General features: G+C 65.1%; 25 protein-coding genes and 1 riboswitch. Of the genes, 11 read left to right on the forward strand and 14 right to left on the reverse strand.

Annotated features, from left to right (window positions below):
- Window positions 1-9: 9 nt before the first annotated feature.
- The 4 genes from DEIPE_RS08880 (at window position 10) to DEIPE_RS08895 (ending at window position 2,677) form a co-directional block, all read left to right on the forward strand.
- The gene (locus DEIPE_RS08880) at window positions 10-858 is read left to right on the forward strand and encodes a VOC family protein (RefSeq protein ID WP_015235637.1); all 849 of its coding nucleotides are present in this window, start codon (window positions 10-12) and stop codon (window positions 856-858) included.
- Window positions 858-1,259: a VOC family protein gene (locus tag DEIPE_RS08885; RefSeq protein ID WP_041230800.1), complete on the forward strand. Its 402-nt coding sequence runs from the start codon at window positions 858-860 to the stop codon at window positions 1,257-1,259. Before DEIPE_RS08880 ends, DEIPE_RS08885 begins: the two co-directional genes overlap by 1 nt.
- A 17-nt stretch (window positions 1,260-1,276) precedes the next feature.
- Window positions 1,277-2,230: a ring-cleaving dioxygenase gene (locus DEIPE_RS08890; RefSeq protein ID WP_015235638.1), complete on the forward strand. Its 954-nt coding sequence runs from the start codon at window positions 1,277-1,279 to the stop codon at window positions 2,228-2,230.
- A gap of 180 nt (window positions 2,231-2,410) precedes the next feature.
- Window positions 2,411-2,677, forward strand: coding sequence for a hypothetical protein (locus tag DEIPE_RS08895; protein ID WP_015235639.1), 267 nt, complete (start codon window positions 2,411-2,413; stop codon window positions 2,675-2,677).
- 5 nt (window positions 2,678-2,682) lie between these two features.
- On the opposite strand, the gene DEIPE_RS08900 is transcribed toward DEIPE_RS08895, so the two are convergent.
- The 7 genes from DEIPE_RS08900 to DEIPE_RS08930 all read right to left on the reverse strand — a co-directional run bounded on the left by DEIPE_RS08900 (window position 2,683) and on the right by DEIPE_RS08930 (window position 10,159).
- Window positions 2,683-3,105, reverse strand: a complete 423-nt coding sequence (locus DEIPE_RS08900) for a hypothetical protein (protein WP_041230801.1) — start codon at window positions 3,103-3,105, stop codon at window positions 2,683-2,685.
- A gap of 140 nt (window positions 3,106-3,245) precedes the next feature.
- Entirely contained in the window at window positions 3,246-3,785 is a 540-nt protein-coding gene (locus DEIPE_RS24930) for a hypothetical protein (RefSeq protein ID WP_015235641.1), read from the reverse strand.
- Window positions 3,782-6,313: an NEW3 domain-containing protein gene (locus DEIPE_RS08910; RefSeq protein WP_015235642.1), complete on the reverse strand. Its 2,532-nt coding sequence runs from the start codon at window positions 6,311-6,313 to the stop codon at window positions 3,782-3,784. The genes DEIPE_RS24930 and DEIPE_RS08910 overlap by 4 nt, the downstream gene beginning before the upstream one ends.
- A 1-nt stretch (window position 6,314) precedes the next feature.
- Window positions 6,315-7,088, reverse strand: a complete 774-nt coding sequence (locus DEIPE_RS08915; protein ID WP_015235643.1) for a FimB/Mfa2 family fimbrial subunit — start codon at window positions 7,086-7,088, stop codon at window positions 6,315-6,317.
- A 59-nt stretch (window positions 7,089-7,147) separates the two neighbouring features.
- Window positions 7,148-7,633 (reverse strand): hypothetical protein, encoded by a 486-nt coding sequence (locus DEIPE_RS08920; protein ID WP_015235644.1) that lies wholly within the window; start codon window positions 7,631-7,633, stop codon window positions 7,148-7,150.
- Between the two features lie 65 nt (window positions 7,634-7,698).
- Window positions 7,699-7,782: riboswitch (cyclic di-GMP riboswitch) on the reverse strand.
- Window positions 7,783-7,875: 93 nt separating this feature from the next.
- Complete coding sequence (gene pxpB, locus DEIPE_RS08925) at window positions 7,876-9,378, reverse strand: 5-oxoprolinase subunit PxpB (protein WP_015235645.1); 1,503 nt, start codon at window positions 9,376-9,378, stop codon at window positions 7,876-7,878.
- 10 nt (window positions 9,379-9,388) lie between these two features.
- Window positions 9,389-10,159, reverse strand: coding sequence for a LamB/YcsF family protein (locus tag DEIPE_RS08930; RefSeq protein WP_015235646.1), 771 nt, complete (start codon window positions 10,157-10,159; stop codon window positions 9,389-9,391).
- Between the two features lie 151 nt (window positions 10,160-10,310).
- Between DEIPE_RS08930 and DEIPE_RS08935 the strand changes: the two genes are divergently transcribed.
- From DEIPE_RS08935 to DEIPE_RS08960, 6 genes are all read left to right on the forward strand, one after another.
- Window positions 10,311-11,111: a CPBP family intramembrane glutamic endopeptidase gene (locus DEIPE_RS08935; protein WP_015235647.1), complete on the forward strand. Its 801-nt coding sequence runs from the start codon at window positions 10,311-10,313 to the stop codon at window positions 11,109-11,111.
- 107 nt (window positions 11,112-11,218) lie between these two features.
- A complete protein-coding gene (locus tag DEIPE_RS08940; RefSeq protein ID WP_015235648.1) occupies window positions 11,219-11,506 on the forward strand; it encodes an autorepressor SdpR family transcription factor in 288 nt (95 codons plus the stop codon).
- Complete coding sequence (locus DEIPE_RS22160; protein ID WP_015235649.1) at window positions 11,503-12,174, forward strand: DUF1648 domain-containing protein; 672 nt, start codon at window positions 11,503-11,505, stop codon at window positions 12,172-12,174. The genes DEIPE_RS08940 and DEIPE_RS22160 overlap by 4 nt, the downstream gene beginning before the upstream one ends.
- 151 nt (window positions 12,175-12,325) lie before the next feature.
- Window positions 12,326-12,547: a dodecin gene (locus DEIPE_RS08950; protein ID WP_015235650.1), complete on the forward strand. Its 222-nt coding sequence runs from the start codon at window positions 12,326-12,328 to the stop codon at window positions 12,545-12,547.
- Window positions 12,548-12,610: 63 nt separating this feature from the next.
- Window positions 12,611-12,928, forward strand: a complete 318-nt coding sequence (locus DEIPE_RS08955) for a hypothetical protein (protein ID WP_015235651.1) — start codon at window positions 12,611-12,613, stop codon at window positions 12,926-12,928.
- 61 nt (window positions 12,929-12,989) lie between these two features.
- The gene (locus DEIPE_RS08960; protein WP_015235652.1) at window positions 12,990-13,814 is read left to right on the forward strand and encodes a Pvc16 family protein; all 825 of its coding nucleotides are present in this window, start codon (window positions 12,990-12,992) and stop codon (window positions 13,812-13,814) included.
- 17 nt (window positions 13,815-13,831) lie between these two features.
- Here the strand turns inward: DEIPE_RS08960 and DEIPE_RS08965 are convergent, their stop codons facing one another.
- The 6 genes from DEIPE_RS08965 to DEIPE_RS08990 all read right to left on the reverse strand — a co-directional run bounded on the left by DEIPE_RS08965 (window position 13,832) and on the right by DEIPE_RS08990 (window position 24,034).
- Window positions 13,832-15,580 carry a VgrG-related protein gene (locus DEIPE_RS08965; protein WP_015235653.1) on the reverse strand — a complete coding sequence of 583 codons (1,749 nt, stop codon included), beginning with the start codon at window positions 15,578-15,580 and terminating at the stop codon, window positions 13,832-13,834.
- Window positions 15,577-16,164, reverse strand: coding sequence for a CIS tube protein (locus DEIPE_RS08970; protein ID WP_015235654.1), 588 nt, complete (start codon window positions 16,162-16,164; stop codon window positions 15,577-15,579). Before DEIPE_RS08970 ends, DEIPE_RS08965 begins: the two co-directional genes overlap by 4 nt.
- A 171-nt stretch (window positions 16,165-16,335) precedes the next feature.
- Window positions 16,336-20,496: an FHA domain-containing serine/threonine-protein kinase gene (locus DEIPE_RS08975; protein ID WP_015235655.1), complete on the reverse strand. Its 4,161-nt coding sequence runs from the start codon at window positions 20,494-20,496 to the stop codon at window positions 16,336-16,338.
- An 88-nt stretch (window positions 20,497-20,584) separates the two neighbouring features.
- On the reverse strand, window positions 20,585-21,466 hold the full coding sequence (locus DEIPE_RS08980; RefSeq protein ID WP_015235656.1) for a phage tail protein I: 882 nt from the start codon (window positions 21,464-21,466) through the stop codon (window positions 20,585-20,587).
- 130 nt (window positions 21,467-21,596) lie between these two features.
- Window positions 21,597-23,618: a putative baseplate assembly protein gene (locus DEIPE_RS08985; protein WP_015235657.1), complete on the reverse strand. Its 2,022-nt coding sequence runs from the start codon at window positions 23,616-23,618 to the stop codon at window positions 21,597-21,599.
- A gap of 2 nt (window positions 23,619-23,620) precedes the next feature.
- Window positions 23,621-24,034, reverse strand: a complete 414-nt coding sequence (locus DEIPE_RS08990) for a GPW/gp25 family protein (RefSeq protein ID WP_015235658.1) — start codon at window positions 24,032-24,034, stop codon at window positions 23,621-23,623.
- A gap of 293 nt (window positions 24,035-24,327) precedes the next feature.
- Here DEIPE_RS08990 and DEIPE_RS08995 point away from each other — a divergent pair, with 293 nt between their 5' ends.
- Entirely contained in the window at window positions 24,328-24,963 is a 636-nt protein-coding gene (locus tag DEIPE_RS08995; protein WP_015235659.1) for an HD domain-containing protein, read from the forward strand.
- A gap of 145 nt (window positions 24,964-25,108) precedes the next feature.
- Here DEIPE_RS08995 and DEIPE_RS09000 read toward each other — a convergent pair whose 3' ends face one another.
- Window positions 25,109-25,447, reverse strand: coding sequence for a cupin domain-containing protein (locus DEIPE_RS09000; RefSeq protein ID WP_015235660.1), 339 nt, complete (start codon window positions 25,445-25,447; stop codon window positions 25,109-25,111).
- Window positions 25,448-25,510: the final 63 nt, after the last annotated feature.

Genomic DNA, 25,510 nt, shown 5'->3' on the forward strand with positions numbered 1-25,510 from the left:
AGGAGCCCCATGACCACCCCTGCCCTGCACCCCCACCTGCAACTCGGACCGGTCGAGCTGAGCATCGCCGACCTCGCGCGCAGCGCTGACTTCTATCAGCGGGCGCTGGGTCTGGCTGTCCTGAAGCAGGACGGTCAGCGCCTGGAGCTCGGGGTTCCGGGCCGCCCGCTGCTGGTGCTGCACGAACGCAGCGGTGCGCCGATGTCACCGCGCAACTCGCCCGGCCTCTACCACTTCGCTTTGCTGCTGCCTTCGCGCGCCGATCTGGGCCGCTGGCTGCAGCACGCCGCCCGCCTCGGCTTGCGCCTGGGGCAGAGCGATCACCTGGTCAGCGAAGCGTTCTACCTGAGCGACCCCGACGGGCACGGCATCGAGGTGTACCGTGACCGCCCGCGCGGCGAGTGGCAGTGGAACGCGGGCGAGGTGCGCATGGCAAGCGACCCCATCGACATTCAGGGCCTGGTGAGCGAGAGCGGCGCGCAACTTCCCTGGACCGGCGCGCCAGAGGGCACCGTGATGGGCCACATTCACCTGCGGGTGCGCGACCTCGCGGCCACCGAAGCCTTTTACACGGGTGTGCTGGGCTTTGACGTCGTGGCCCGCTGGCCGGGCGCGCTGTTCGTGTCGGTCGGCGGCTACCACCATCACTTCGGCCTGAACACTTGGCAAAGCGAAAACGGCCCCGACGCCTCCCCGCAGAGCGCCAAGCTGGAGCGCGCCTGGCTCCGGCTGCCGGACGGCGCGGCCGTACACAACGTCACCGGGCGCCTGCGAAGCGCCGAGGTTCCCTTCACGGAAGAAGGCAGCGTGCTCAGCGTGCGCGATCCGGCCGGAAATCTCCTGAGCTTCACGGTCTGATGACCCCGGCCCTCAATTACCCCATACCCAGCCACAGCACGCTGCCCGAACTCCGGAGCGCGCGGCCTGCCGCAGGACGAGGTACTCATGACCTTTCCCGAAACCTCCTACACAGCCCTGCCCGACGCCAGCTTTTCCGGCTCAGGCCTGCACAGCAGTACCACGCCTGGACCGAGCGCCTGACGAGCAGCGGTATTCCCTTCAGCGGCGAGGTGGACCGTTATTACTTCCGCAGCCTCTATATCCGCGAGCCAGGCGGCAGCCTGTTCGAACTGGCCACCGACGGCCCGGGCTTCGCGGTCGACGAGGATGCGGCCACCCTGGGCGAGCGTCTGGCCCTGCCACCCTTTCTGGAGCCCCAGCGCGCGCACATCGAAGCCAACCTCAAACTTCTTTCCTGACCCTCTGGAGGCACCCGATGGACCTCACCGGCATTCACCACCTCACTGCCGTTTCAGCCAATATCCGCGAGAATTACCGCTTCTACACGGCCGTCATGGGCATGCGCCTCGTGAAGCGCAGCGTCAATCAGGACGACGTGCGGGCCTACCACCTGTTCTACTCCGACGCGGTGGGAAGCCCCGGCAACGACCTGACCTTTTTCGACTGGAACGTGCCCCGTGAACAGCGCGGTACGCACAGCATCACCCGCACCGCCCTGCGCGTGCACGGTGAAGGCGCCCTGCGCTGGTGGGAAACGCACCTGCGCGACCACGGTGTGCAGACCGGCACCATCAGCGAACGCGACGCCCGGCTGGTGCTCGACTTCGAGGATCCCGAAGGCCAGCGCCTCACCCTGATCGACGACGGCGGCGCCGGCGACGAGACCCACCCCTGGGAGCGCAGCTCCGTACCCGCCGAGTACCAGATTCGCGGCCTGGGACCCATCACCATCAGCGTGCCGAACCTGCGCCCCACCGACATCGTGCTGACCAAGGCCCTCAACATGCGGCCCGTGCGGCAGTACGCCCACCCCGAGACTCCCGAGCACACCGTGTACGTCTACGAGATGGGCCAGGGCGGGCCCGACAAGGAACTGCACGTGGCCGTGCAGCCGGGCCTGCCCTTCGCGCAGGGTGGCGCGGGCGGGGTGCATCACGTCGCCTTCCGGGTGCCCGACGAGGAGCAGTACCACGCCTGGACGGAGCGCCTGGCCAACATGGGCATCCGCACCAGCGGTGAGGTGGACCGCTACTACTTTCGCAGCCTGTACTTCCGTGAGCCGGGCGGCATCCTGTTCGAGCTGGCTACCGACGGTCCCGGCTTCGCGGTGGACGAGGACCCCGCCACCCTGGGCGAGAGCGTGGTGCTGCCTCCCTTTCTGGAGCCGCGCCGAGCCGAGATCCTGGCGAACCTCAAGCCAATCGACTGAGCGACATGATGAGGGGCAGCCTGCCCCTCATCATGTGGCCGCTTTTCACATGCTTTGCTCGAAAACCCGCCGGGCGAATTTGGCAAGCGTTCACGCAGTCGCCCGCTTCAAGGAGCCATGAACCCAGGGGCCTTCCGTTGCCATGCTGCACAGAAGTCACTCACCTAAAGTGGCAATCAGATGTCCGTGCCCCGCTCCTGCGACTCGATTCGCATTCTGCTCGAAGCCCTGGGACGGGAGCTCGAAGCGCTGGAGGCTGTCGCGCCTTCCCTGCCGCAATCGAGCGTGTGCGATGAGATACAGCAGACCCTGCTCGATTCCTACGCGCGCCTGAGCAACCTGCGCAACGAGGCGTTCATGCAGCTGGGATGGCGCTCGCGCACCATGCACCTGCCCGAGCGGTCATATCGCAGTGATACAGACGGCTCTGAGCATTCGAGCAACTGAGGGAATCAGGTCCGCTCGGTGAGGCGCCCGTCGGGTGCGCTGCCCTGTTCATCCATCAGCTGCAGGAACGCGCGGGCGACTGGCGCGAACGACTGAACGCGGCTGGCGGGCAGGTGCGCCGGCCTGATCTTCTCGGCGCACTTCAGAAATTCCAGCACCATCAGATACTCCAGGCGCTCCAGCGTGAGCGGGCAGGCGGTGTCGGTGCCGCCCTCGGCAGGAACCAGCCGCACACCGCTCATCCGGTCGTAGACAAAGCCGTTGGCCGTCGTCACGGTGCCCGCGTCTGCCTCGCGAATCCAGGCAAGGCGCCAGGGGCGGCCCCGGCGCTCGATGCACAGCAGATTCCCGGGTGCGTAACGTGACAGCTCTGGCAGGTGCCGGGCGACCTCCAGGAGTTTGATGGGCGCTTCAGCGGTCACCGTCATACGACTCCCCACTCCAATCAACATCTTTACGTCAGGACACCCCATGGCATTGCCTGCTGGTGCGCGTGAACATCAAGAGGGCTTCAACGGCTAAGGCAACTGTCGTGTCAAGGTCGAGTAGATCCTGTCACCAATGTCGCCTAATTGTCGATCAGGGTGTACTCGACCTTGATGTTGACACTGGTAAAGCCGCTGCTGGAATTAAAGGTATAATTAAGGGCCTTGGACGGTTGTTCGATATCAGCGAGAATCAAGTCGACAAGAATTTGCGCGCTCGTCGAGAGCGTCAAGGGGCCCATCGAGGTGCCGTTGCCAGTATTGGGCACGAAGTTCACGGTGGCAGTGACGCCCGGTGGAAGAGCTTCAATGAGCCGCACGGTGATGGCTCGCTTGGTGGCGCCGACTGTCGTCACCGGACCGACCGTCTTATACGAGAGAGCAGGGGTACCACTGATGGTACCGGCACCGAGTGCGTTGAAGGTCACGGTGATGTCACCAGTGATAGAAATGACGTCCGCGGCTGCCTGACCTGTAACGGCGAATGCGAGAAGACTCGCCAGCACCTTGGCTGGTAAATGTTTTGACGTTGCCCGCGGAAAGTGCCTACAAGCCAGGTCGAGTACGCTAGCTTGGCGGTAGAACGTGTTCAGCGACTTCTTTTGGTCTTGACGTAAAGTCATGGTTTGCCTCCCGGGTTCTCGATTGGGCCCGTCGCCGGGACGCTGGGCAGGGGGACAATTGGGCTGGGCACAATCGTCGGATTTTCCTCTTGCATCTGAACGACACGAGGTTTGCGCGCAAAACGCAAGGACAACTCTGTACGACCTGCGGCGAGATCCACGGTGTCGGGCAGTTCAACGGTCAAGCCCTTGAACTGCGCGGGTGCAGCGGGCGTGACGCTCAATTGGTAGCTGCCGATTGGCAAATCTCCGAAGGTCAGGCGGCCAAGGAAATCCGACGTGGCCTCAAAGCGGCCGAGCTTTCCCTCCAGCGCGACACGGATGCCGGGCAGTTCCAGCGGAGCTTCTGCTTTCTCTCCGACCACGTAGGACACGAGTCGCATGATGGTGCTGGTCGCGGGAACGCAGGTAAGGTCGTGCCGGGTAATCTGGCGACCGAACACGGGGATGTTACGAGGCGGCGTGCACCATTGGCCCGCCGGCGCGCGCAACAGAACGAGCTGGTCGCCTTGCACGAGTGCTGGAAAGCGGTACGTTCCGCTCGCGTCGGTCACCGCGAGATACGATTGTGCCTGCACGGTGAGGCCTGGAATGCCCTGGCCTTGACGGTCAAGGACGCGCCCCTCGAGGCTCCCCATATCTGTGCGCTGGTACAGGGGCAGGGCGAACGGCACGCGAGCGGTCACGCGAGCCTGGGTGCTGGAAACAGGGCCGAAGTTTTGGGAGAGACTGATCCGCAGCGAGTTGCCGTTCGCCAGGGACTTATCGACTTCAGCATTTAAACCAAATCCGCTCTGTGAGAAGTCGGGCCGACTGACGCCGGCGCTCACCCGTAAGCCGTTCTCAGCCTGCCAGCTTCCCTCAATGCTTCCGCCCACGCGGCTGGTGCCGCCGAGTAGATCGAACGCCACGTTGAGCTTGGGTTTGAGGATGATGGTGTTCGTGCCGCTGGTCATGGGATAGTCGAGACTCGCGGAGTACCGCAAGGCGTTCGTCGCCTGAGCGCCCGCCTGAACGGTCCGTTCATTCGTGAGTTCCTGTTTGAGGTGTCCCCAGTCGAACTTATAACCGGCACCAAAGCTGGTCTTTATGGTGGTTTTCTGGGTGGTGAGTTGTTCGGACCACGTCACTCCGGCGCGCAGCTCCATGCGGGTGTCCCGCACCTGCAAAGCGAATTCTGCGTCCCTGGCGGTAACAGCGTTCGCGGTGACAAGGTTGACGCCACCACGCAGGTTTGCCCCGACGCCAAAGGAACTCACCTGCGCACCCAGGCGCAGTTCCGCGTCTGCACGCCCGGTGGGGGTGCTGTCGAAGCCGGGCATGCGGTAACGAGCGCCTCCACCCACCCGCTGCACGTTCAAAGCGTTGTCGTTCAGGGTTACGTCGACGTCTCCCTTCACGGCAACGCCGTCACCTCGCACACCCAGTTCCCCGCGGGTGGTCACGCCCGGTGTAACTGCCTGCGCGGCGAGGGTGGTCGTCACACCTCCAGCAGCGAGGTCGACAGCCACGCGCGCGTCACCCCAAGCCATGCGCTGGCCGAGTTCTATACCGGCGACAAGTTCACCGGGACGGTCACGACGCAAACCGGCGTACGTGCGGAGATTGCCAAGGCCTGTGTTGTAGATTTCACTCTGCAGCGCCACTGCCGGAGGGCGGACAGTGAAACTGGAGAAGCCGGGCGTGGTGGGCCCCAGGCTAACGCGGACATCTGGCGTGCGGACTTCTGCTTCGAAATGACGAGGCTCGACGCTCAGGCGCAAGTTCACGTTCGGCGTGAGGGGGCCGGACACGGAAAAGCGAAACCGCAGACCGTCATCCCCACCGACGACCTGCACTTCGCCGGGAAGGGTATGCCGGGCGGTACCCGCAGCGGGCGCGGGTGAGAGGACATCCGCGCTGATACTCTGCTCGGCCGCGGCACCCGAGGTGCGCGCACGCAGCGTCACGCTGTGTTTAGCAAAGTGCGCTGGCACGGATCCGGAGACCCGCACATCCTGGATTTCGCCGGGGGCAAGAGTCAGGGTGGCCGGGGTCACGCGTGGCTGACCCTGGCCGGCAGCACTAAGAGCCACCTGGGCAGGCGCGTTGCCGTCATTGCGGACCTGGAAGGTTGCCTCAGCCTGTCCGTTTGTGGCACTCGCGGACAGTGCTCGCACGTGCAGGGCGTCACGTTGTGGGACGCGCACGCCCATTTCAGTCCGGACGTTATTCACGCTCACCATCACGGTGTGCGTGCCGGCGGGAGTACTGCGGGGGACACGGACGACGACCATTTCTACCCTCGCTTCACCTGGCGCCAACGTGAGGGTGCCGGGTGAAACGAGTACCACCCAGCCTGCGGGCAGGCCGAGTTGGAGTTGCACGTCACGCGACTCCGGACCCTCGTTGCTCAGATGAACCGCGAGCGTGGCCGTTTGACGTTCGGTGACCTCGACGACGCCACCTCTCAGCTGAAGCTGCGCGCTGGCATTGGGCAGCAACCCCAGCGTGAGTGCCAGTACAAGCGCTGCCCGCCGGACAAGCACGTTATCTCACCTCGACCTGGTAACGCGCTCCAAAAGCGTGATCCTGGGCCTCGTCGTCGGCTATGACTACCAGGGTGTACTTGCCATTCGGGAGATCCAGGGCGAAAGTGTCACGCAAGGACGTGCCTGGGTACAGGCGACGGTAACGGCTTGTGACGGTCGCGGCGAGCTTACCTTTGTCATCGAAGGCTTCGAGGGTAAGCTTCCGGACGATCCAGCGTTCGCTTTCGGCGTGCGTGTCGACACTGAAGGCAAGCTTTCCCTGTTCGTCACGCAGCAGTTGTGGGTTGTTGAACCGCACTTTCGTGTCCCCACCGGGCAGGTCAGCGACGACCTGCACCATGAAGCTGATACGGTTGCGGACCGTGAGGCCGCTCCCCGTCGCGGGTGGCAATTCCGGCGTGACGTGAATGGCACTCCAGTACGTCCCGATGGCGTTCGCGGGTGCGGTCAGGGTGTAATGGACGACCATCTTGGATTTTGCTGGGAGCGTGACTTCGTGGGTGTCGAGGGCAATCCACTTGGAGTTGGAACGAGGGAGGGTGCCAGCAGGATCATGACTAGTCGTACCGTCTGCCTGGAAGTGGTAGTCGGTGAGCGAAATGGTCGCGCGGGCTGGAGCTTCGGAAGGATTGGAGAGTGTGAGCGTGCCCTTGTAGACGCCACCGGGCGCGAGCGTCGTGTGATGGGTGAGTGCACCTTCCAGGCGAACTTCCGCGAGGGCAGTAGCATTTAGGGTGAGCGCTGCGAGGGCGAACAAGGCTTTGTTCATCATGGGCACCTTCGTGAAAAGCGCGTCTGACCCAGAGGCCAGACGCGCCTTTATCGCTTGATTTACTCGTCGGCGAGGGTGTAGGTGACGGTGACGTCTCCGCCAATGAAGCCTTTGGTGGCCGTAAAGCTGTAGGTAAGGGCTGCAGCGTCTTGGGTGATGAACTGGGTAATTCCGGTAACGAGGGCCGCTTCAGCTCCCAGCGTCTGGGTGGAGCCGACGCCGTTAGGGTCGCCAAGGGCGGCGGTAGGGGTGAACGCAACACTGCCGGTTACGTTGGTGGGCACGCCCGTAGCCTTGACGAGAACTTTGCGGGTAGTGACGCCAATCTTGTCCTCAGCGTGTGTGCTGTAAGCGAGCGTGGCATTGGCGTTAGCGAATGCCTTCCCAAGTTCCGTGATAGAGATTGTTACTGGTCCAGCCACCACAATCGTGTCTTTGATGTCGTTGGTCAGGGTGACGGTGTTGGTGGCAGGGCCCGCGCCAGCAAAGGCGGTGGTAGCGGCGCCGAGGGCAAGGGCAGCAAGAACAACTTTAAGGTTACGCATGTAAATACCTCTTTTTAGGCACCCAATCGTGGGTGTAAAGGGTTCACCTCTCTGAATAGAGGGAACAGACGAAAAGCCGGTCGCACCACTCGCTCCCCCCGTCCCAGGTGCCCGATTAAAGGGCGGGGTTCTTCGCGTCTCCTCGTCAGAGGCTTTCTCTGAACGAAGTACCTGTAATATACGCGAGGTTTCTCACAGAACTCTTACAAGAATATTCCGCATGTTGGTTCTAGACTTCGTCATCAATTCGGCAGTACGCGAAACCGCACCCGGCCGCCCGGCCGGAGCTGCGACGCCCGTGTAAAGTCGCCGGGATGCAGCAGGGCCGGCTTGTCATAGCCACCCAGCGTTCCCCGATCGTGCAGCAGCAGAATCGGCGTGCCGCCCGGCGTGACCTGCACCGCCCCGATGGGCACGGCTTCCGACAGGATCTCCCCTCCCGGTACCGGCGTTCCCTCGAACTGCACCCCGGTGCGGTCGGCCGTTTTGACGGTGAAGGTGCCGCTCGCCAGGGCGCGCAGAGCGGCGGGCGAGGCCTGCGGGCCGGGCAGCAGGCGCAGCACTTCGGGGTCACGCGCCGGGAAGTACGGCGTGAACGAGAACCCGGCCTGCACCGGGCGAGGCGCGGCCACGCCCAGCACGTCCCCCCGGCGCAGGGGTCGCCCCACCAGGCCGCGTAGATCGACCGAGGCGCTGCCCAGAAACGAGCGCGATTCGAACCCGCCCGCCACCGCGAGGTAGCCACGAACACCGAACGGCGCACCCGCGAAGCGCAGGGTGTCGCCTTCCCGCACGGTGAAGGTGGTGAAGGGCGCCACGGGCCGGTCGTTCAGCAGCGGCGTCATTCCGTACCCGGCGAAGACGGCGCTGCCCGTTCGCAGGGCCCGCAGAACCGGACCCTGCACGTTCAGTTCCAGCAGCGGCGTGTGCGCGTCGTTGCCCACCAGCCGGTTCGCGAGGCGCGCCAGGGCGGGGGCCTGCGCGCCCGTGCGGCTCAGGCCGAAGCGCCCCACCATCCGGCGGCCCATGTCGACCATCAGGTCGAGCAGACCGGGCGCGGCAACCTCAAAGAGCGGGAGCTGCGGCGATGCGGGCAGCAGCTCCAGCGCGGGCGGCTCGGGCGGAATGTCGCCGCCCGATTCCTGAAAGCGCACCTCGTCACCGCTTTCCAGCAGAAAGGGTTCCGGGCGGTGCGGGTCATACAGGCTCACCAGGGTGTGCCCCAGCAGGTTCCAGCCACCCGGTGACGCCAGCGGGTAGATGCCGGTCTGCGCGTTGGCCATCGCCACCGAGTGGGCGGGCACCCGCGCGCGGGGATTGGGGCGGCGCGGCAGGCGCAGATCGGCGTCTACCTCACCCAGAAAGGGAAAGCCGGGGCTGAATCCCACCGCGTAGACCCGGTAGGCGGCGCCGCTGTGCCGCCGCACGAACTCGTCGCGCGAGAGCTTCAGGCGCGCGGTGACTTCGGGCAGGTCCTCGCCGTCGTAGCGCACGGGAATGGTGACGGTCCGCCCGGGCTCCTCGGTGCGGGCCTGCGCCCCCTGCTGCGCGGCCCAGCTTCTCACGCGCGCTTCGTTCACGGTGGTGGGGTCATATTCGATGTACAGGCTGGCGTAACTGGGAATCAGGTCGGTCACGCCGGGCAGCGGGTGTTGCAGCAGACGGCGGGTCAGGGCCTGCAGGCGCGCGTTGGCCTGCGCGTCCATCCGGTCGGCAAAGCGCAGGTAGAAGCCCAGGACGCTCAAGCGGGCCTCCTCAGCGCTGCGAGTGCGCGCGGACCCGCACGCCCTCGGCTTCCAGGGCCTGGCGCACGGTGCGCGCGATGTCAGGCGCTTCGGGGTTGTCACCGTGAATGCAGAGGGTTTCGGCCTGCAGCTCGACCCAGCCGCCGTCCAGGGCCTGCACGCGGCCCTGCGTGACCATCATCACGGCGCGGCGGGCCGCCTCGGCGGGATCGCGGATGACCGATCCCGCCAGGTCGCGGCCCGCCAGACGGCCGTCGCTCAGGTAGGCGCGGTCCGGAAAGACTTCCAGTACCACGGGCAGACCGAGTTCGCGCGCCACGCGTTCCATCAGGCTGCCGCTCAGGACGAAAAAGGGCAGGCCAGGATCGTAGGCCTTGACGGCTTCGGCGACGGCGCGCGCGGTCACTTCGTCGCGCAGCATGCGCAGGTACAGCGCGCCGTGCGGTTTGACGTGGCTGAGTCTCAGGCCCCCTGTCTGCACGAACGCCTGCAGCGCGCCGATCTGGTAGAGGGTGTCGGCGTACAGTTCGTCTGCTCCGGCGGCCAGGTCGCGCCGTCCGAACCCCACCCGGTCGGGGTAACCGGGGTGCGCGCCAACCGCGACGCCGTGTTCGCGTGCCAGCGCGACGGTGCGCTGCATGGTCAGGGGGTCGCCGGCGTGAAAGCCGCAGGCGAGGTTGACCGAACTGAGAAAGGGAAAGAGTTCGTGGTCGCGGCCCATCGGCCAGGCGCCGTAGGACTCACCGGCGTCGGCGTTGATATCGACTTGCATTTCGGTCATGGAGTCTCCTGTAGAGCAAGCGGGGTCTGTTCAAACTTTACCCGAGCGCTCTTGGACTGGAAGGGGAAGGTCGCGCTTGACATTCTTTGGTTAATTCGGTATTTTCCAAATTAGCAAAATATCAAACAATCACCAGCTTCCCAGGAGACGCATGACCAGCCTGAACGCCCCTACCTCCAGACCCTTTCTGCGCGCCTTTCTCAGCCTTTACCCGCTCGGTCTGCTCGGCGTGCTCTCCCTCGTCCCCACGCTCGGCCCGACCCTCTCCTCCCTGATGGCGGGCAGCACCGCCCCCACACCACCGCTCGCCCTGCTCATCACGCTGGTCGTCGCGCAAAGCGCCGTTCAGCTCGGCGTGATCGTCGCCCTCGGCACGATCGTCTCCCCTGCCCTGAACAGCCGCTCGCTGCTGCTCGGCCGGACCCTCCACGGGCAGCCCTTGTGGCCCGCGCTGCGCTCACAGCTTCCCCTGGCGCTGCTCGGCACGGTGCCCGTCGTCCTGGGCATCCTCCTGCTCGACCGCGCCTTTCGCCCGCACCTCAGCGAAGCCTGGCAGAGCGCCGTGCAAAGCCAGACCGTCACGCTCGCCTCGCGCGCCAGCGCCCTGCTCTACGGCGGCGTCACCGAGGAACTGCTGATGCGCTGGGGCGTGATGTCCCTCATCGCCTGGGCGCTGTGGCGCACCCTGCAACGCCGCGCCGCGCAACCCGCGCCCTGGGTCTTCTGGACGGCCATCATTGTCGCCGCGCTGCTCTTCGGGCTCGGTCACCTGCCCGCCGTCGCCAGCCTCGCGCCCCTCGATCTCCTGCTTGTCGTCCGCACCATCGTGCTGAACGCCATCGGTGGACTCTGGTACGGCTGGCTGTTCTGGCGCCGCAGCCTCGAAGCTGGTATGAGCGCCCACGCCTTCACGCACGTTCTGTTCTGGCTGCTCGCGCCCCTCGCGGTCTGAGGCCAGAGCGCTTCTCCTTCACATTTTTCCGCAGGAGCACCCATGCCCCCCACCCGCACCGCCCACCTCGAGCGCCAGCCGGCCAATCTGGCCTCCAGGCTGCACGTATGAACGACGTCTTCAAGGCCCTGGCGGACCCGACACGACGTGAAATTCTGCGGGTCCTCAAGGAAGGCGAGAAAAGCGCCGGAGAGCTCGCCGCGCTCTTTGCGCTCAACAAAAGCACCCTCAGCGGACATTTTGCCGTCCTGAAGGCCGCCGATCTGGTCGTCACCGAAAAACGCGGCACCACCGTCATCTACCGCCTGCACACCACCGTTTTCGAAGACGTCCTGTCCGGCCTGTTCGAGTTGTTCGGACGCGATACGCCCAGGGAAAACGAGGAGAAGACATGATCCGACGCAACGACCTCCGCAAAGAGTGGCCGACACTGCTCGCCTTCGCCGTGACCTTCGCCGCGAGCGCCTACCTGTGGCCCCGTAGCCCCGAAGTCATTCCGGTGCACTGGGGCCTGAACGGTGAACCCGACCGCTTCGGCAGCCGCGCCGAAGGCCTCCTGCTCCTTCCTGGCCTGCTGCTGGGCAACGCCTTGCTGATGCTCGCCGTGGAGCGTTTCAGCGCGCACGGAGCGCGGAACGCCACCGTCCTGCGCACGGTTCGGCTGGTGATGGGCGTCACCGCTGCCCTGCTGACGCTGCGCATGGTGTTCGACTGGGAGGTGCCCCGCACCGTCATCATTGCCGTCGGCATCATCTTCGCGCTGCTGGGCAACGTCCTCGGAAAAGCCCACCCGGGCGGACGGTTCGAACGCGTCGACACGTGGACTCCCGAGCGCAAGCGCGCCTGGTACGCCACCACCAAACGCAGCTCGGTGCAGCTGACGTTCTTCGGGAGTGCCCTGCTGTTCGCTGGGCTGCTGCTGCCCGATGTCTGGCTGACGCCGTGGGTCGCTCCTTTCGGTCTGCTGGGTGGCCTGTTGATCATGATGATCCGTCTGGGCCTCGACATGTCCTCGTGGCGGAGCGGCAAAAATTCCACCACAGGCTCGCACGGACCTCGCTGAGGAACATCACGTTCAAGGCGCAGCCGTGAAGAAATCATGGGCGTTTCACTCCACCAGTGGAATCAACCCCCTCGGGCGCGTTCGTACAATGACCGCACGCAAGCCGGGAAGCCCGTCCTCGTCGCCCGCGCTTGGCCGAAGGGAGCACTGCATGAGTGAGCACGTCTACAAGATCGTGGAGTTGGTCGGATCGTCACCGGACGGCATCGAAGCCGCCATTCAGAACGCCGTGTCACGCGCCTCGAAAACCATCCGCCACATGCGCTGGTTCGAGGTGGTCGAAACGCGCGGCCACCTCGCCGAGGGCAACATCGCGCATTATCAGGTGACCGTCAAGATCGGCTTCACCCTCGAGGACGGCGAGAGCCTGTAACAGGGCGGCACAACTGGGTCCTGCGCCGTTGCCGCACCTGCCCGGGCGTTTTAAGGTCAGGGCATGAACCGCACCCTGACTGCCATGACCTTTGCGCTGTGCACTGTCGCTTCTGCCGCGCCGTCCTCCGCACCACCCAGGTGGGAGTACGGCGTGCTGCTGTTCGACGCGCGCGGCACCTACCAGTGGGCACTTGAAAAGCGCGCCGTCGACGCCGCTTCTCCCAAAGAACTGCTCGAAAAGCTCGGCGGCAAGGCCACGCCGGGCGTGTACCTGCTCTCGGGCGTCATGAACGTGCTGGGCGCGCAGGGTTGGGAACTCGTCTCCTCCACCCGCTCGGACCTGGGTCAGCAGTTTTTCTTCAAGCGCCCGCGCAAGTAAAGTCGGCCTGCTCAATCTCGCGCGCCGTCGTGATAACCATAAGCTACAGTCGGAAACGACCATGATCGGTTCGATTCAGGACGCCCTGAGGGCCATGATCTACCGCGACGCCCGCCTTCCTCCCGCCGAGGTCGACGTCCGCTTCGCCGCGCCCACCCGTGAGTTCACGTCGGGCGTGAACCGTCCCACCATCAACTTCTACCTGTACGACATGATCGAGAACGTGCGCCTGCGCAGTCACGACCTCGATGTACGCCGGAACGGCCAGTTCGACTCGCGCCGCCTCAGGCCGCGCCGCATGGACCTGAAGTACCTCGTGAACGTCTTTTTCAAGTCACAGGTCGGCGAGATGGACGAGCAGGAATGGCTGCTGCTCTGGCGGGTTCTGGCAACCCTGATGCGCCACGCCGAATGGGCCGAGGCCGACCTGCCCGAAAGCGTGCGGGCGCTGGACGTGGGTATCCTGGGTTCTGTTTCCCAGCCCGATCACAACGCCCGACTGTCAGACGTCTGGAGCGGCCTGGGCAACCACGCCCGCCCGTCGCTGCACTACGTGCTGACCGTGCCGCTCGATCTGAACATCGAGTTTCACACGCCGCTCGTACTGGGCCAGGAAACCAGCTTCCGGCGCAGCGACACCGGCGACATTGCCGGGGAGCGGACCCGTTTCGGCTGGCAGCTGCTCGCCCCGGACGGGCGTGGCGTGGCGGGGGCCGAGGTACGGCTGGAGGGCGGCCTCAGCGTCACCACCACCGATGCGGGCGGCGCCTTTTTTCTGCGCGTCGGCAGCGAGGAAGCCCGCGCGCTGCAGGTGCGGCTTCCCGGCAGCAACGCCTGGCACAACGCGAGGTCACTGCCAGGTGATTACCGGGTCGTCTTGCACTGAGCGGCCACCCGGCGCCGTCAGTTCAGCTTGATCAGGCCGCCCTGCACTTCCACGACGCCGCCGGTGATCTTGACGGTGGCGCTCCCGTTCAGCTCGATGTTCGGCGCCTGCGCCTTGATGGACGCCATGGCCTGCAGCTCCACCTTGCCCTGAGCAGTCACCGTGACGTTGCCTGCCACGTCGACGCTGAGGGCATTGCTCCTGGTGTCGAACCTGATCCGGTTCCCGGCCCGGTCTTCGATCAGGATATGCTCGTCACCCGCCCTGTCACTCAGGGTCAGCCGGTGGCCGCGCGCGCTTTCCAGCTGCACGAAGGGCTTGTCGTCAGAGTCATCGAACGTCAGCTGGTGGCCGCGCCGTGAGCGCAGCAGGCGCTGGGTCACCTTGCCTCCCTGAACGATCTCGCTGTTTGCTTTGGGCGGTGCGTCGGGGCCGTTCCACAGACCACCCAGCACGTACGGATGGTGAATGTCGCCCATCTCGAAACCGACGATGACCTCATCGTTGACTTCCGGCAAGGCCATGAGACCCCGAGCAGCGCCCCCGCCCATGCTGGCCACCCGTGCCCAGTCGCTTTCGTGCTCGTCGGTCAGGCCGGGATACTTCACCTTCACGCGGCCCCAGCCCTGCGGGTCCTGGTTGTTGGTCACGATGCCAATGGCGAGCCCCATCTGGGTGGTCTCACGTTTTCCCGCGCCCAGCGTCGCCACAATACCCGAGGCCTGCTGACCGGACACCTGAAACTCGGTGGTGTAACCGCCCTCGGCGTGGTAGCTGTGAACGGCCGTCGAGACATAATAGGTGCCACCGAAACGGTCCCCCACCGCAGTGATCTTGAGCGGCACGCCGGCGGTAATGGCGGGATTGCCACCACACACCCCGCTGGCCTCGATCAGCCGCTCGGCGGCGCGGTTGGCTGTCGCCTGTGCCAGGGCGTCGGCCAGGCCCTGCTGACGCACGACGTGCTGCGTCACGGTGTGGGTGGGCCGGGCTCCGAAAGCCTGCGTGACATCCTCCGTGGTTCGGCGCTCACCGACCTTTGGAGTTCCCTCGGCTGCAGCAGCCTGACCCAGAATCGCCTGCTTGGTTTTGGGGTCCCAGCTGCGCGTCATGGTCCTGGCAGGCTGATCCAGGCTGCTCAGGCGTGGCAGAAATTCCGACAGGTTGACGCCCCACTTGAGTTCCACCGCGTCCGAATCGGCCTTGGGAGGCACGCAGTGCAACCGGGTGCCGTCGGCGTAGAGCAGGTAACCCAGCCGCGCGGCGCGCTCCTGCAAAAAAGCCAGGTTGGTCTGGTTGTTCTGAAACACGTAGTCGTGCACGAAGCTCGCGCTGCCCGTTTCGGCGGTCAGGCCGACCTCACCGGCGATCTTGCGGACCAGGTCCATGTCGCTGACGTTCTGAAAAGAGCGCGCAAACGTACCGCGCGCCAGGCGGTGCAGGCGGTCGAAGGCGCGAATCACCAGAAACTGGTCGTGCAGCGTGAAACGCGGCTCGATTTCGACGATCTCGCCGTCGAACAGTTCACCCTGTCGTTCGCCGATGCGGGTGCTGACCACCAGCGTGGCGCCCAGCTTGAACACGTCATCGTCGATCAGCCTCAATTCCGGGTCCCGGAAGATGACCGTGGCCACGTCCGGCAGGTGCAGGCTGCTTTCGACCGTTACTTCCCGCAGGCGGCGCATGGTCTCGACGGGTGCGTCCTGTCCGTCGAACTTCAGGTAGAAGTGCGAGATGGCGCCGTCCACGCTCCGCCCGGCGCTCACCTGTCACTCCCCGTGTGCGTCTTGCGCAGGTCGGTGTTGGTGTTGCCGGACGCGCGGCGGGTCTGCTCACTGATCTGGTAGGTGCTGGGACCGGTCGGCATGAGTTTGGCATCCGCGCTTTGCTGCAGTTCCAGCGTCACCATCGCCCGCACCGGCATGCCGCTCGGCATGAACAGCGTGAACTGCTGCTGCATGCTCTGAATGACCGCCTTGAAGTGCCAGGTGCTGCCCCACTGAAACAGCACTTCGGGTGGCTTGCTCTTGTCGGTCTTGGGGTCTTTGGTCTGCTGGTCGATGTGCAGCAGCTGCCACAGCCGGTCGGTGTAGACCCGCACGTCCTCCACGCTGTCCATCGCGCGTCCACGGCGGTGCAGGTAGGTATCGAAGAACAGCTGCAGGCTGAGCGTCGCGCCCTTGCCGCCCGCGAAGTTCTTCTGCCCGGCGTCCGAGGTGCTGCTGCTCGATTCGGGCCAGTTGGCGGTCTTGCTGAGGGTGTACTCTTTGGGGTTGAACATGAACTCGATCGCTTCACCTTCGGGGTTCACGGGTTTGATGGACGCTTTGACCAGCTGACCGTTCGACATGTCTTTCTCCTGCTTCGTGCACTTTTCTGCTTCGTTGATCCAGCGTCGCGACGCCTTTCCTTGCTGACGCTGTCTTGCGAGCGCTGTCTGCCGGACATTGTCACTGCGCGCACCGGGGCCTGCGCTGCAAATTGCGCCACGGGCCGGGAAGACCGGGCCCGTGGTGTCACTTCAGTTTCCCTGGCACTCCGCGGGGGGCGTGCCGCCCGGTCGCCAGCCACACCAGCGTTCACGTGCGGCGCGCGAGCTGTACGGTCCAAAAAAGGCGTTGAGTTCTTCGTTGAACGACACCACGAAGGCGATGTTCTCCTCGGGCTTGTTGTCCAGCAGAATCCGGGCGTTCAGGGTGAAGGCAGAAGAACCTCCCTGAATCAGCTTGCCTTTGACGGCGCCCTGCTCTCCCGTCCGGTCGTTCATGAAGCTTCCGGTGACGTCGCTGCCGTCGATCTGCAAGGTCAGGCGGCCGAAACTGTGCTGCCAGGTGCCGTTCAGGACGGCGCTGCCCGGCAGAATTTGCGATCTGGACGCGGCCAGGCGCTCGGCGCTGACCCGTACGGTTTTGGTGATCGACTTGCCGTCTTCACCCCGGGCACGCAGCAGGTAACTGGTCGAGCGCATGACCACGACATCCTGACTTCCCTGCTCCTCGACATCTCCCAGACCACTGATGCTGACCTCTTTGGCGTGCTGCACGTTCCACGACAGCGTCACGCTGCTGCCAGCGGTGACGTTGACGTCGCTGGCGGTGAAACTGAGAATCGCGGCAGGCGTCGGCGCAGGAGTGACCGGTGTGGGTAGGGCCGTGGGCGTCGAGACCGTGGCGGACTTCGGTGCAGGTGCGGGCTTGAGCGCAGGTGCAGGCTTCGGGGCCGGTTTGGGAGCAGCAACCGGGAGCGGCGCGGGAAGCGGCTTCGGAGCAGGAAGTACTGCTTTGAGCGTCACCACCTGCCGGGCCTGCACCGGATCGTTTCCACCCGTGCTGAGGATGTAGGTGGTGTTGCGCGAAACGGGCACCGTGACCGATCCCTGCGCCGGGAAGCTCTTCCCCAGCGGCTCCAGCGTGACTTTGCCGACCCCGCCGACCTGCCACTTCAAGGTGACCTTGTCTCCTTTGGTGACTTCCCTGGCCGAGACGCTGAACAGCTTGATCTCGGGCCGTGTGGGGGGCTGCGCCGGAACCGGTGGCGCCTTGATTGCTGGCGCGGGGGGCGGCACCGGAGCCGGGACCGAAGCTGGCGGCACGATGGGCGCTTTGGTCACCACGGGTACTTCGGGAGGCGCGACGACCAGCATGCTGACCGACCGGGCATCCTGCTGACCCTGCGCGTTGCGCGCGATCAGGTTGAGGGTCACGGGAGCCGCCAGACCGGGTGCGCGCTGCACGACGCTGCCGCTGGCGGCCAGCGACTGCGAGCCGCCAGGACCGCTCAGTTCGACGCTGGAGGCGTCCTGGGTCTGCCAGCTCAGGGTGTAGCGCTCCCCGGGTTTCACGTTCACCGGGTTGACCGTGAACGCCACCACCCGGGGAGCGCGGGCCACGACGCTCACGGCCCCGCTGCTCGACACGCTGGCCTGACCGTTGGCCGCGGTAATACGGTACACGGTGTTCTGCTGGGCGGTCAGCTGGGTCTGGCCGCTCGCGCCCACCGTTCCCAGGGGATCAATGGTGACGCTGGTGGCGTGCGCGACCTTCCAGCGGATGGTGACGGTCTGTCCGACCTCGGCATTTTCCGGGGTCACCTTGAAGAGCTCGATCACCGGGGCCAGCACCTTGACCTCGACGTTGCGCACCACGTTCTCACCTCCTGAGGAGGCCAGCAGGCGAAAGGCCATGTCCGCCGTGATCTTGCGTTTGGCTTCACCGCTGGCGTCGACGGTGCCGAAGGGCTCCAGCGTCACGCTTTTGACGTTGGCCACCTTCCAGCGCACTGTCACGGTGTCGCCGACGGGGGCGCTCAGGGACGACACCTCGAAGCGCTCGATGACCGGCGCGGGCAGCTTCGGAGTCACCAGCAGGGCTTTGTGGGCATTCTTGAAGCGGCTGTAAGCCGTCAGCTTCAGCTCGGTCGCCTCGCTCAGGCCGGGCACCGTGAAACTTCCTTTGCCGTCCGTGCCGGCCGGCAATTCCTGGTCCATCAGCTTCACGCGGCGGGCGTTGTGGGTTTCCCAGCGGACCGTGAAGGGTTGTCCCAGCGGCGGATTCTTGGGGGAAGCCTCGAACTCCACGATGCTCGGCGGGCGCGTGGCCCAGAAGAAGCCAAACGCTCCCACGGCCAGCAGAAACGGCACCCACCACACGGGCAGCAACGGGTTGTGCTGCAAGTTGACCGTGACCGGACCTGGCCGGTCCTGATTGCTCTGCACGCCGACCTGAAGGCTGTGACGGCGCACCGTGCCAATCCAGCGGGGAGGCAGCCTCACCCTGATGGGTTCACCGTAACTCTCACCGGGGTTTACCAGCACATCCTGCGAGAGGGGGGCCACACGCACCTTGCCGACGCCTTCGCGCAGTTGCCGGCTCCAGGTGGACACCATCAGCCGCCATGGCAGGGCATGGGACAGGTCACCGCCTGTCGGCACGCGCGTCATGCTGAGGGGAGATTCCAGCCTCAGGGCGTCCTCGTCGTCGCGCACGCTGCTCGAGTACGTGACGGGCAGGTTGCCTCCGTTGGTGATACGCAGCTCGTAGCGGGTAGAGAACCAGGCACTGCGTTTTTTGGGCAAAACGTCCACGGTGGTGCTGGTGAACGGAGCAACGGTCCAGGTCATCGGCGAGAAGCCCACCTCTTCGGGATTCTCGCGTGAACACGCAATCACCCTGACCGGGTATTCCCCGGCCCGGGCCTCCGGGCTGCGTGGTACCCGCACCTGCAAAGCGCTCTCACCGCGGGTGCCGGGATTGAGCTGCACTTCGTGAAAAGCGTTGAGAATCCATTCTTTCGCCACCCCTTCCACCGACACCATGAAGTGATCGACGGTGCGGCCCGTGTTCGCCAGTTGCACGTTCAGGCTGTACGTCTCGCCGGGAACCAGGGTCAGTGTGCTTTCACTGGACACGCTGATGCGCGCGGGCGGCGCAATTTTCTGAGGCGCGATCAGCGCGATCCAGTGAGGCTCCAGGTGCAGCAGGCTGCCGTAAGCCCAAGGCACGCGTTTCATGGCCGGCAGCTTCAGGCGGTCGAGCCGGGTGCCGTTGGTGGAACTGAGGTCGGTCACGAAGACCTTCTCTCCCTCCACTTCCACATTCAGGTGATGACGCGAGACACCTGGATGATCGAGTACCACGTCGTTCTTGCCCGAGCGGCCCAGCGTGGTTGTTTGCCCTGCCAGGGTCTCGACGCGCAGCACGCGGCCTTCACGGTCCAGGATCACCAGGCGGGGATCTTTGGCCCGGTCCCGGGGCGGATCGAAGGGGGGCGGACCGAAGGGGGGCAGCTCGGGAAGCACCACCGTGGGATTCGGACCCTGCGGCATCAGGCGGTTCAGGACCCCCTGCAGGGCCGCTTCGAGGTCACCTGCCGTCGGGTAGCGGTACTCGGGCGCCTTGGCCAGACAGGTCAGCACGATTTCCTCGAGGTCTTCGGGAAGGTCGCGGCGGATCTGACCGGGTGGAATCGGCGCGACGTGCTGATGCTTTTCCAGGGCGTCGGCCGGGTCACGCGTCTCGAAGGGCACCATCCCCGTCAGCAGTTCGTAAAGAACGACTCCCAGCGCGTACACGTCGCTGCGCTGCTCGCCGCGCACACCGCGGCACTGTTCGGGGGACATGTACGCAGGCGCCGTGACGATCAGGCGGTCATGGGTGCCGTAGGTGAAGGCGCGCAGCTCTCCCACGCCGAAGTCGCCGAGCTGCACGGTATAAGAAGGGCGTCCCAGCAAGGCGCGGCCCGGCTGCACCAGCACATTCTCGGGGCGCAGGTTGCCGTGCATCAGGTCGGCCCGGTGTGCGAAATCGAGCGCTGCCGCCGCCTGACGGACCAGCTCCACCGTGACGAGCAGATCGAGGTACTGTCCTTCACGCGCCACACTTTGCAGCAGTTGCCGCACGGAGCCGCTTTGCGCCAGGGTCATGGCGTAGTACGCGCGGTGTTCAGTTTCGACCAGGCGTCCGACTTCCAGAATTCCGGGATGCTTCAGGCGGTGCACCTTGTCGATCAGACGGGAAAGCTGTGCCAGAAGCTGCGGCTGCCCGAGGTGTTCGGGCGCGATGATCCGGAGCGCCATCAGGTCACCCGCGTCGAGGTCCTGCGCAGCGTGCACCGCACCAAGCCAGCCCTGACCGAGAGCGCGCTGCAGCCGGTAGCCTTCGTAAACCGAGCCTTGATTGATCATGTGTGACACCATTTCGTGTTCTGGAAGCGTGCTGCCCCACCGGACGCCGCGTGGCGGGCGGGAAAAGAGCGGAAACTGGACGCGGGCGTCATACGTACCTCACCTCGTACATCACGTGGGCCGGGACGTGCTGCGCGATCACCTGTTCGATGTTCTCGCGGGTGACGTCCTGTTCTCCCGCCGGGTCGGGCAGCACGAAGAGCAGGTGGTAAGGTCGGTGTGGATCTTCGACCACGCGCGGCGTCACGCCGCAGCAGATTTCCAGCATGCGCATCAGGCCATAGCGCGTTCCGCGCCAGCGCTGCAGATTGATGGCTTCTCTCAGCCACTGCCGCCGGCGCGATTCGGGCCAGTGCGGATCGACGCTCAGGCCCATCCACTCGGCGAACCAGTTCAAAAATGGCTCGGGGCAAGTGGCCGGATCGAAATACATGTCGACAAAGTCCTGGCGATGCTGCAAAGGCTCCCAGACGTTCTCGAAAATCTGCAGCAGGCGTCCGGCGAAGTCCGACTCGGTGAACAGGGCCGGCAGGTAACTCAGGTAAGAACTCGCGGCACCCTCAGCGGGGAGTGCGGGATACCTCGCGCGGGGAGGCTGCAGGGGCACGAAGCGCAGGTCATCGAGTGACTCGGGGGGCAGCGGATCGGCACTGTGAAGGGAGGCAGGCACATGCTGCACCAGCGTGTAGGTGATCACGTACGGCCCGACCTGCAGTACTGCGCCGTCATCCAGGACCTGCGGCTGGTGAGGCGTCAGGCGTTTTCCCGACAAGAAGGTGTCCCCCGCGCCAAGGTCGGTGATGATGACCTGATCCTGCAGACGCCGCACTTCGGCGTGCCGGATCGCCACCGAGGGATGGGGCAGGGCGAGGCCGTTGTCAGGGGTGCGCCCGATCGAGAGCAGGTTCATGTCCAGCGCGAGCATCTTGACGGTCTCACCCTGCAGCTGCACGAACAGCTGACCGCTCATACCCGCTCCGAAAGGGCTGGTCCCATGCCGGAAGCAGTTCGAATTGCCTCGTGTCCGCAGACCCCTGCGGACACGAAGATGATCGCGCCCGCAGGCGGTGCGGCGTTGAAGTGAAGTCGCGTCACCTCGGTCACTCCACCAGGACCGTGTGCTGATCGGAAACGATCAGGCCCTGCGGGGGCAGCGGCAGCTGACCTGCGGCTGGCTGGCGCGACTCGGGTTGCCCGGGCTGGGTCAGGAACAACTGCACGTCCTCGACGAAGTCCACTCCGAAAATCGAGCGCAGCAGGCTGTACAGTTCAGCCACCGCCAGTGAGCGCCCGAATTCCCAGCCGCGCCCGCTGGCACCCAGGTGCGGATTGAGATAGCGGTAGAGCGCTTCTTCGGCCTGACGCTTGACGTCCGCGCGCAATCCCCGCGAAGCGCCGCTCGGGACACGCAGCAGGCTGTGCACGGATACCCAGAACAGCTGCGGAGAGCGCACCTCCAGCGAAGTGCCCACCAGACGGCGCTCGTCGAGAAAGCTCTGCACGCTGGCGCGCAGTTCGGCCGACAGGGTCAGCAGATCGGGCGCGATGCGCCCGGCGGGAACCTCGATGCGGGGCAGCACCACGACGCTCACCTGTCCGGGCTGCACGTCGAGCGCACGAATCTGACCCGGATAACCCACCCCGCTCGTCTGGGAAGCGTGGTGCGGCGTCACGCAGCGGGCGCGCGCTACTCCTTCGACCTGCTGGGCCAGAAATTCGAAGTCGTCGGCGGTCACGGCGCGGGTGCGGGTGCGCAGCACGCGCGGCACTTTGATCATGGCGTCTTCGAGGCTCTGGGCGTTGCGTCCCCCCAGGGCACGCGCGTGGTTCACCACGCGCGCCACGTAAGGAATCGAGGATTTCAGCACCGAGATGGCCTGCGCCGGGACGTTGCCGATCACCCCCCCGCTGTAGCAATAGCGCTGCATGCGCAGCGTCGCGCCTTTGGGCGGCACCGCGCCAAAACGGTAGACCGTACCGTCGGGTTGCAGCAGGGCCGGGGCGAAAGTGATGGTGCCGTCGCTGTAATCGAGCTTGAAGTGGTGATCCTCAGGACCACTGTCCGCGAAGTCTGCCACGCTGTGCCAGGAAACATTGCCCTCGCCGGGCAGCTCGCTCACCACGACGTCCGTTTCAGGATCGAGCCACAGCACCGGGCTGTAGAGCAGCTTGAACGACTGCCCGGGCGTGCCGTCGCTGCGGCCCAGCACTTCGCCCTGGACCACGATCGAGTGGCGCGCCGTGACGGTGGCACCGCGCGCTTCGATGCGCAGTCCTTCGATGTCCGGCGAGACTTTGTATCCAGCATAATTCTGCTCGCTCGTCAGACGGCAACGCAGCCAGAAGCCACGCTGACCGAAGAATTCCTCCTCGGCCATGCCGGGCAGGCGCACGATCACCTCTCCTGAGACGTTGAATGCGGCCGTGCCGTCATATTCCACCGTGCAGGCCACCCAGCGGTTGAGTCCACCCTGCCAGGCTTCCCACACGAACGGGGGCTCTTTGGGATTCACGCCCGCACCGCCGGCCACTTCGCAGGCCATGACCACGGCGAGCACGTGCTGGCTGTGATCGTCAGCGAACGACAGGTAAAAGGCGTCACCCGCACGAGGCTCGGGCGAAAACACCGGTGCCTTGTAGCCCAGCACACCCAGCCGCGTCAGATCATGAATGGTGGTGGCCGCGCCCTCACCGTGCAGCGCGTTGGCAGTGAAGGCACCGGTCAGACGTGGTACGCGAATGGTCAGAACCTGCTCGGTCAAGTACACGATGGCGTCAGACACCTCGGTGCGCACCGTGGCCACCTCGGTTCCTGCCGGAATGACCAGCGGGCGCTCCTGAGGTGCCGAGAGATAAAAAGTGACCGGCGCGACGGCCGCGCGCGGTGGATCGAGCGCCACGCCGACCATTTCGAGAAACTTGATGAACATCTTGTCGGGCACCTGGTTGACGCGGTGCAGCAACAGATCGGTCATCCAGGCGAACACCTCGATCAGGGCGATGCCCGGGTCAGAGGTATGGTGATCGGTCCATTCCGGGCAGTATTGCGGAATCAGTTGCTTGGCCTGCGCGACGATGTCGTCGAAGCGGCGGTCATCCAGGTTCACGGTGGGCAGCGGCATACTTACCTCATCACGGCTTCGGTGGGCAGACGGTCGAACGGAAAAACCAGGGCGTGCTCGGTCTGCTGGGCGCGCAGACGGTAGCGGATGTCGAGCACGATGCGCTCGGGATGGTCGTCATCTGCCCGGGCACTCACCTGAAGCACCTCGATGCGGCTTTCCCAGGTCCGCAACGCCTCGTCCACATAAAAGGACGCCAGACCGAGCGTGCTCGCGTCGTTGGGCGCGAAGAGCAGGTCGTGAATCTGACAACCGAAGTCCGGGCGCATCACCCGCTGTCCTTTGGGGGTCATGAGGATCATCAGGATGGACTGTTCCACCGCGCGTTCTCCGTGCACCATCGCGATGCGGCCCCGTGCGTTTACCCCGACCGGAAAAGCCCAGCCAACTCCCAAATGATCGCTCAACACCGACACGCTCCGCTTCCTTGAAGTCTCGCCCTGCCGCTTGGCGCGACAAAGCAGCCCACGGCCGCTCACGGTTGGCGTGGGTTTCATCGCGCTGTAGCGCTGATTTCAACCTAGCAAAAGCCTTCCGGGGACCCGTGCAAAAATGACCAGGCCACCGGAAACCCGGCCCAGACGTCCTCACGGACAGCCGAGCACGCTCCTTCCGTTCGGCGTTGACTGCTTCGCTCAGTCAGCCAGGCCACCCTGGTATTCCCCGTTGAACTTCGCGCGCCGTCGGGTTGGCGCTTTACAGTACTCGCGTGACCGACGCATCCCGAACGGAAAGCTGGCTGGACGATGCCCGCCTGTCAGGGCAGGTGGCCTTTATCGCTGAGATCGACCGTCTGAAAGGCGTGCTGCGCCATACCCTCACCCTTGACGGGGCCCGTCGGGAAAACAGCGCCGAACACAGCTGGCACATCAGCATGTTCGCGATGCTGATGCACGAATACACGCCGGAACCCAGACCCGACCTCGCCCGGGTCATTCAGCTGCTGTTGCTGCACGACATCGTGGAAATCGACGCCGGTGACACCTTCGCGTACGACACGGCCGGCTACGCCGACAAAGAGGAACGCGAGCAGGCTGCGGCAAGGCGACTCTTCGGCCTGCTTCCCACAGGGCAGCGTGACCGCTGGACTGCCCTGTGGAGGGAGTTCGAGGAGGGGGTCACGCCCGAGGCCCAGTACGCGAACGCGGTGGACCGTCTGCTGCCGCTCGTGCAGAACTACTACAGCGGGGGCGTGAGCTGGGTGCGCAACGGCATCACCCATTCCCAGGTGGTACGGCGGATCGCTCCGGTGGCGGCCACCTCGCCGGTGATGTGGTCATTCGCGCTGGAGCTGCTGGACCGGGCCGTAGACAGAGGACTGCTGCGCGACGACCGGTCGCACTGACAAAAACGCTGTGCCGATTGTTCCTGACCTCGGGTTCCTGACCTGGAGACGTCCGTGCCCGACCCGTTCACTGCGAACGCAAGACCGCCAGAGGCTGAGGGCTGGACGTGCCGCCCGCCGGCACGTCCAGCCCTTTCTGAATCCGTTATTTTTCGTCGCGCCCGTGGACCTGGGCGGGTGGGTGGGTCGCCTCGACGGCCGTAAAGGCTTCGAGGATGTTGTATTTGTGCTTCGCGCCTTGCGGCACCACCCAGGAGTCGCCCGGCTCCAGCACGACCGTCGAACCCTCGACGTGCAGTTCCGCACGACCCGAAATCACGAAACCGACTGTTTCGTAGTCCCGCGCGTGCAGATCGTTGTCAGAGCCCTGCTCGTTTTCCCACAGGCGCATCGACATGGCCTTGCCACTGGCAAGGTACTTCTGCCCCATGGCTCCTTTGGGCGAGTGGTGTGAATTGACTTTGATGACGGTGGTGTCCGGCATACGCTCCTCCTCGTGCACCCTCACGGTAGGAAGTGATTGCCAGACTCACGGTCAAAACAGGTT

Origin of the sequence: Deinococcus peraridilitoris DSM 19664 (assembly GCF_000317835.1) — a bacterium.
Taxonomy (GTDB): Bacteria; Deinococcota; Deinococci; order Deinococcales; family Deinococcaceae; genus Deinococcus_A; species Deinococcus_A peraridilitoris.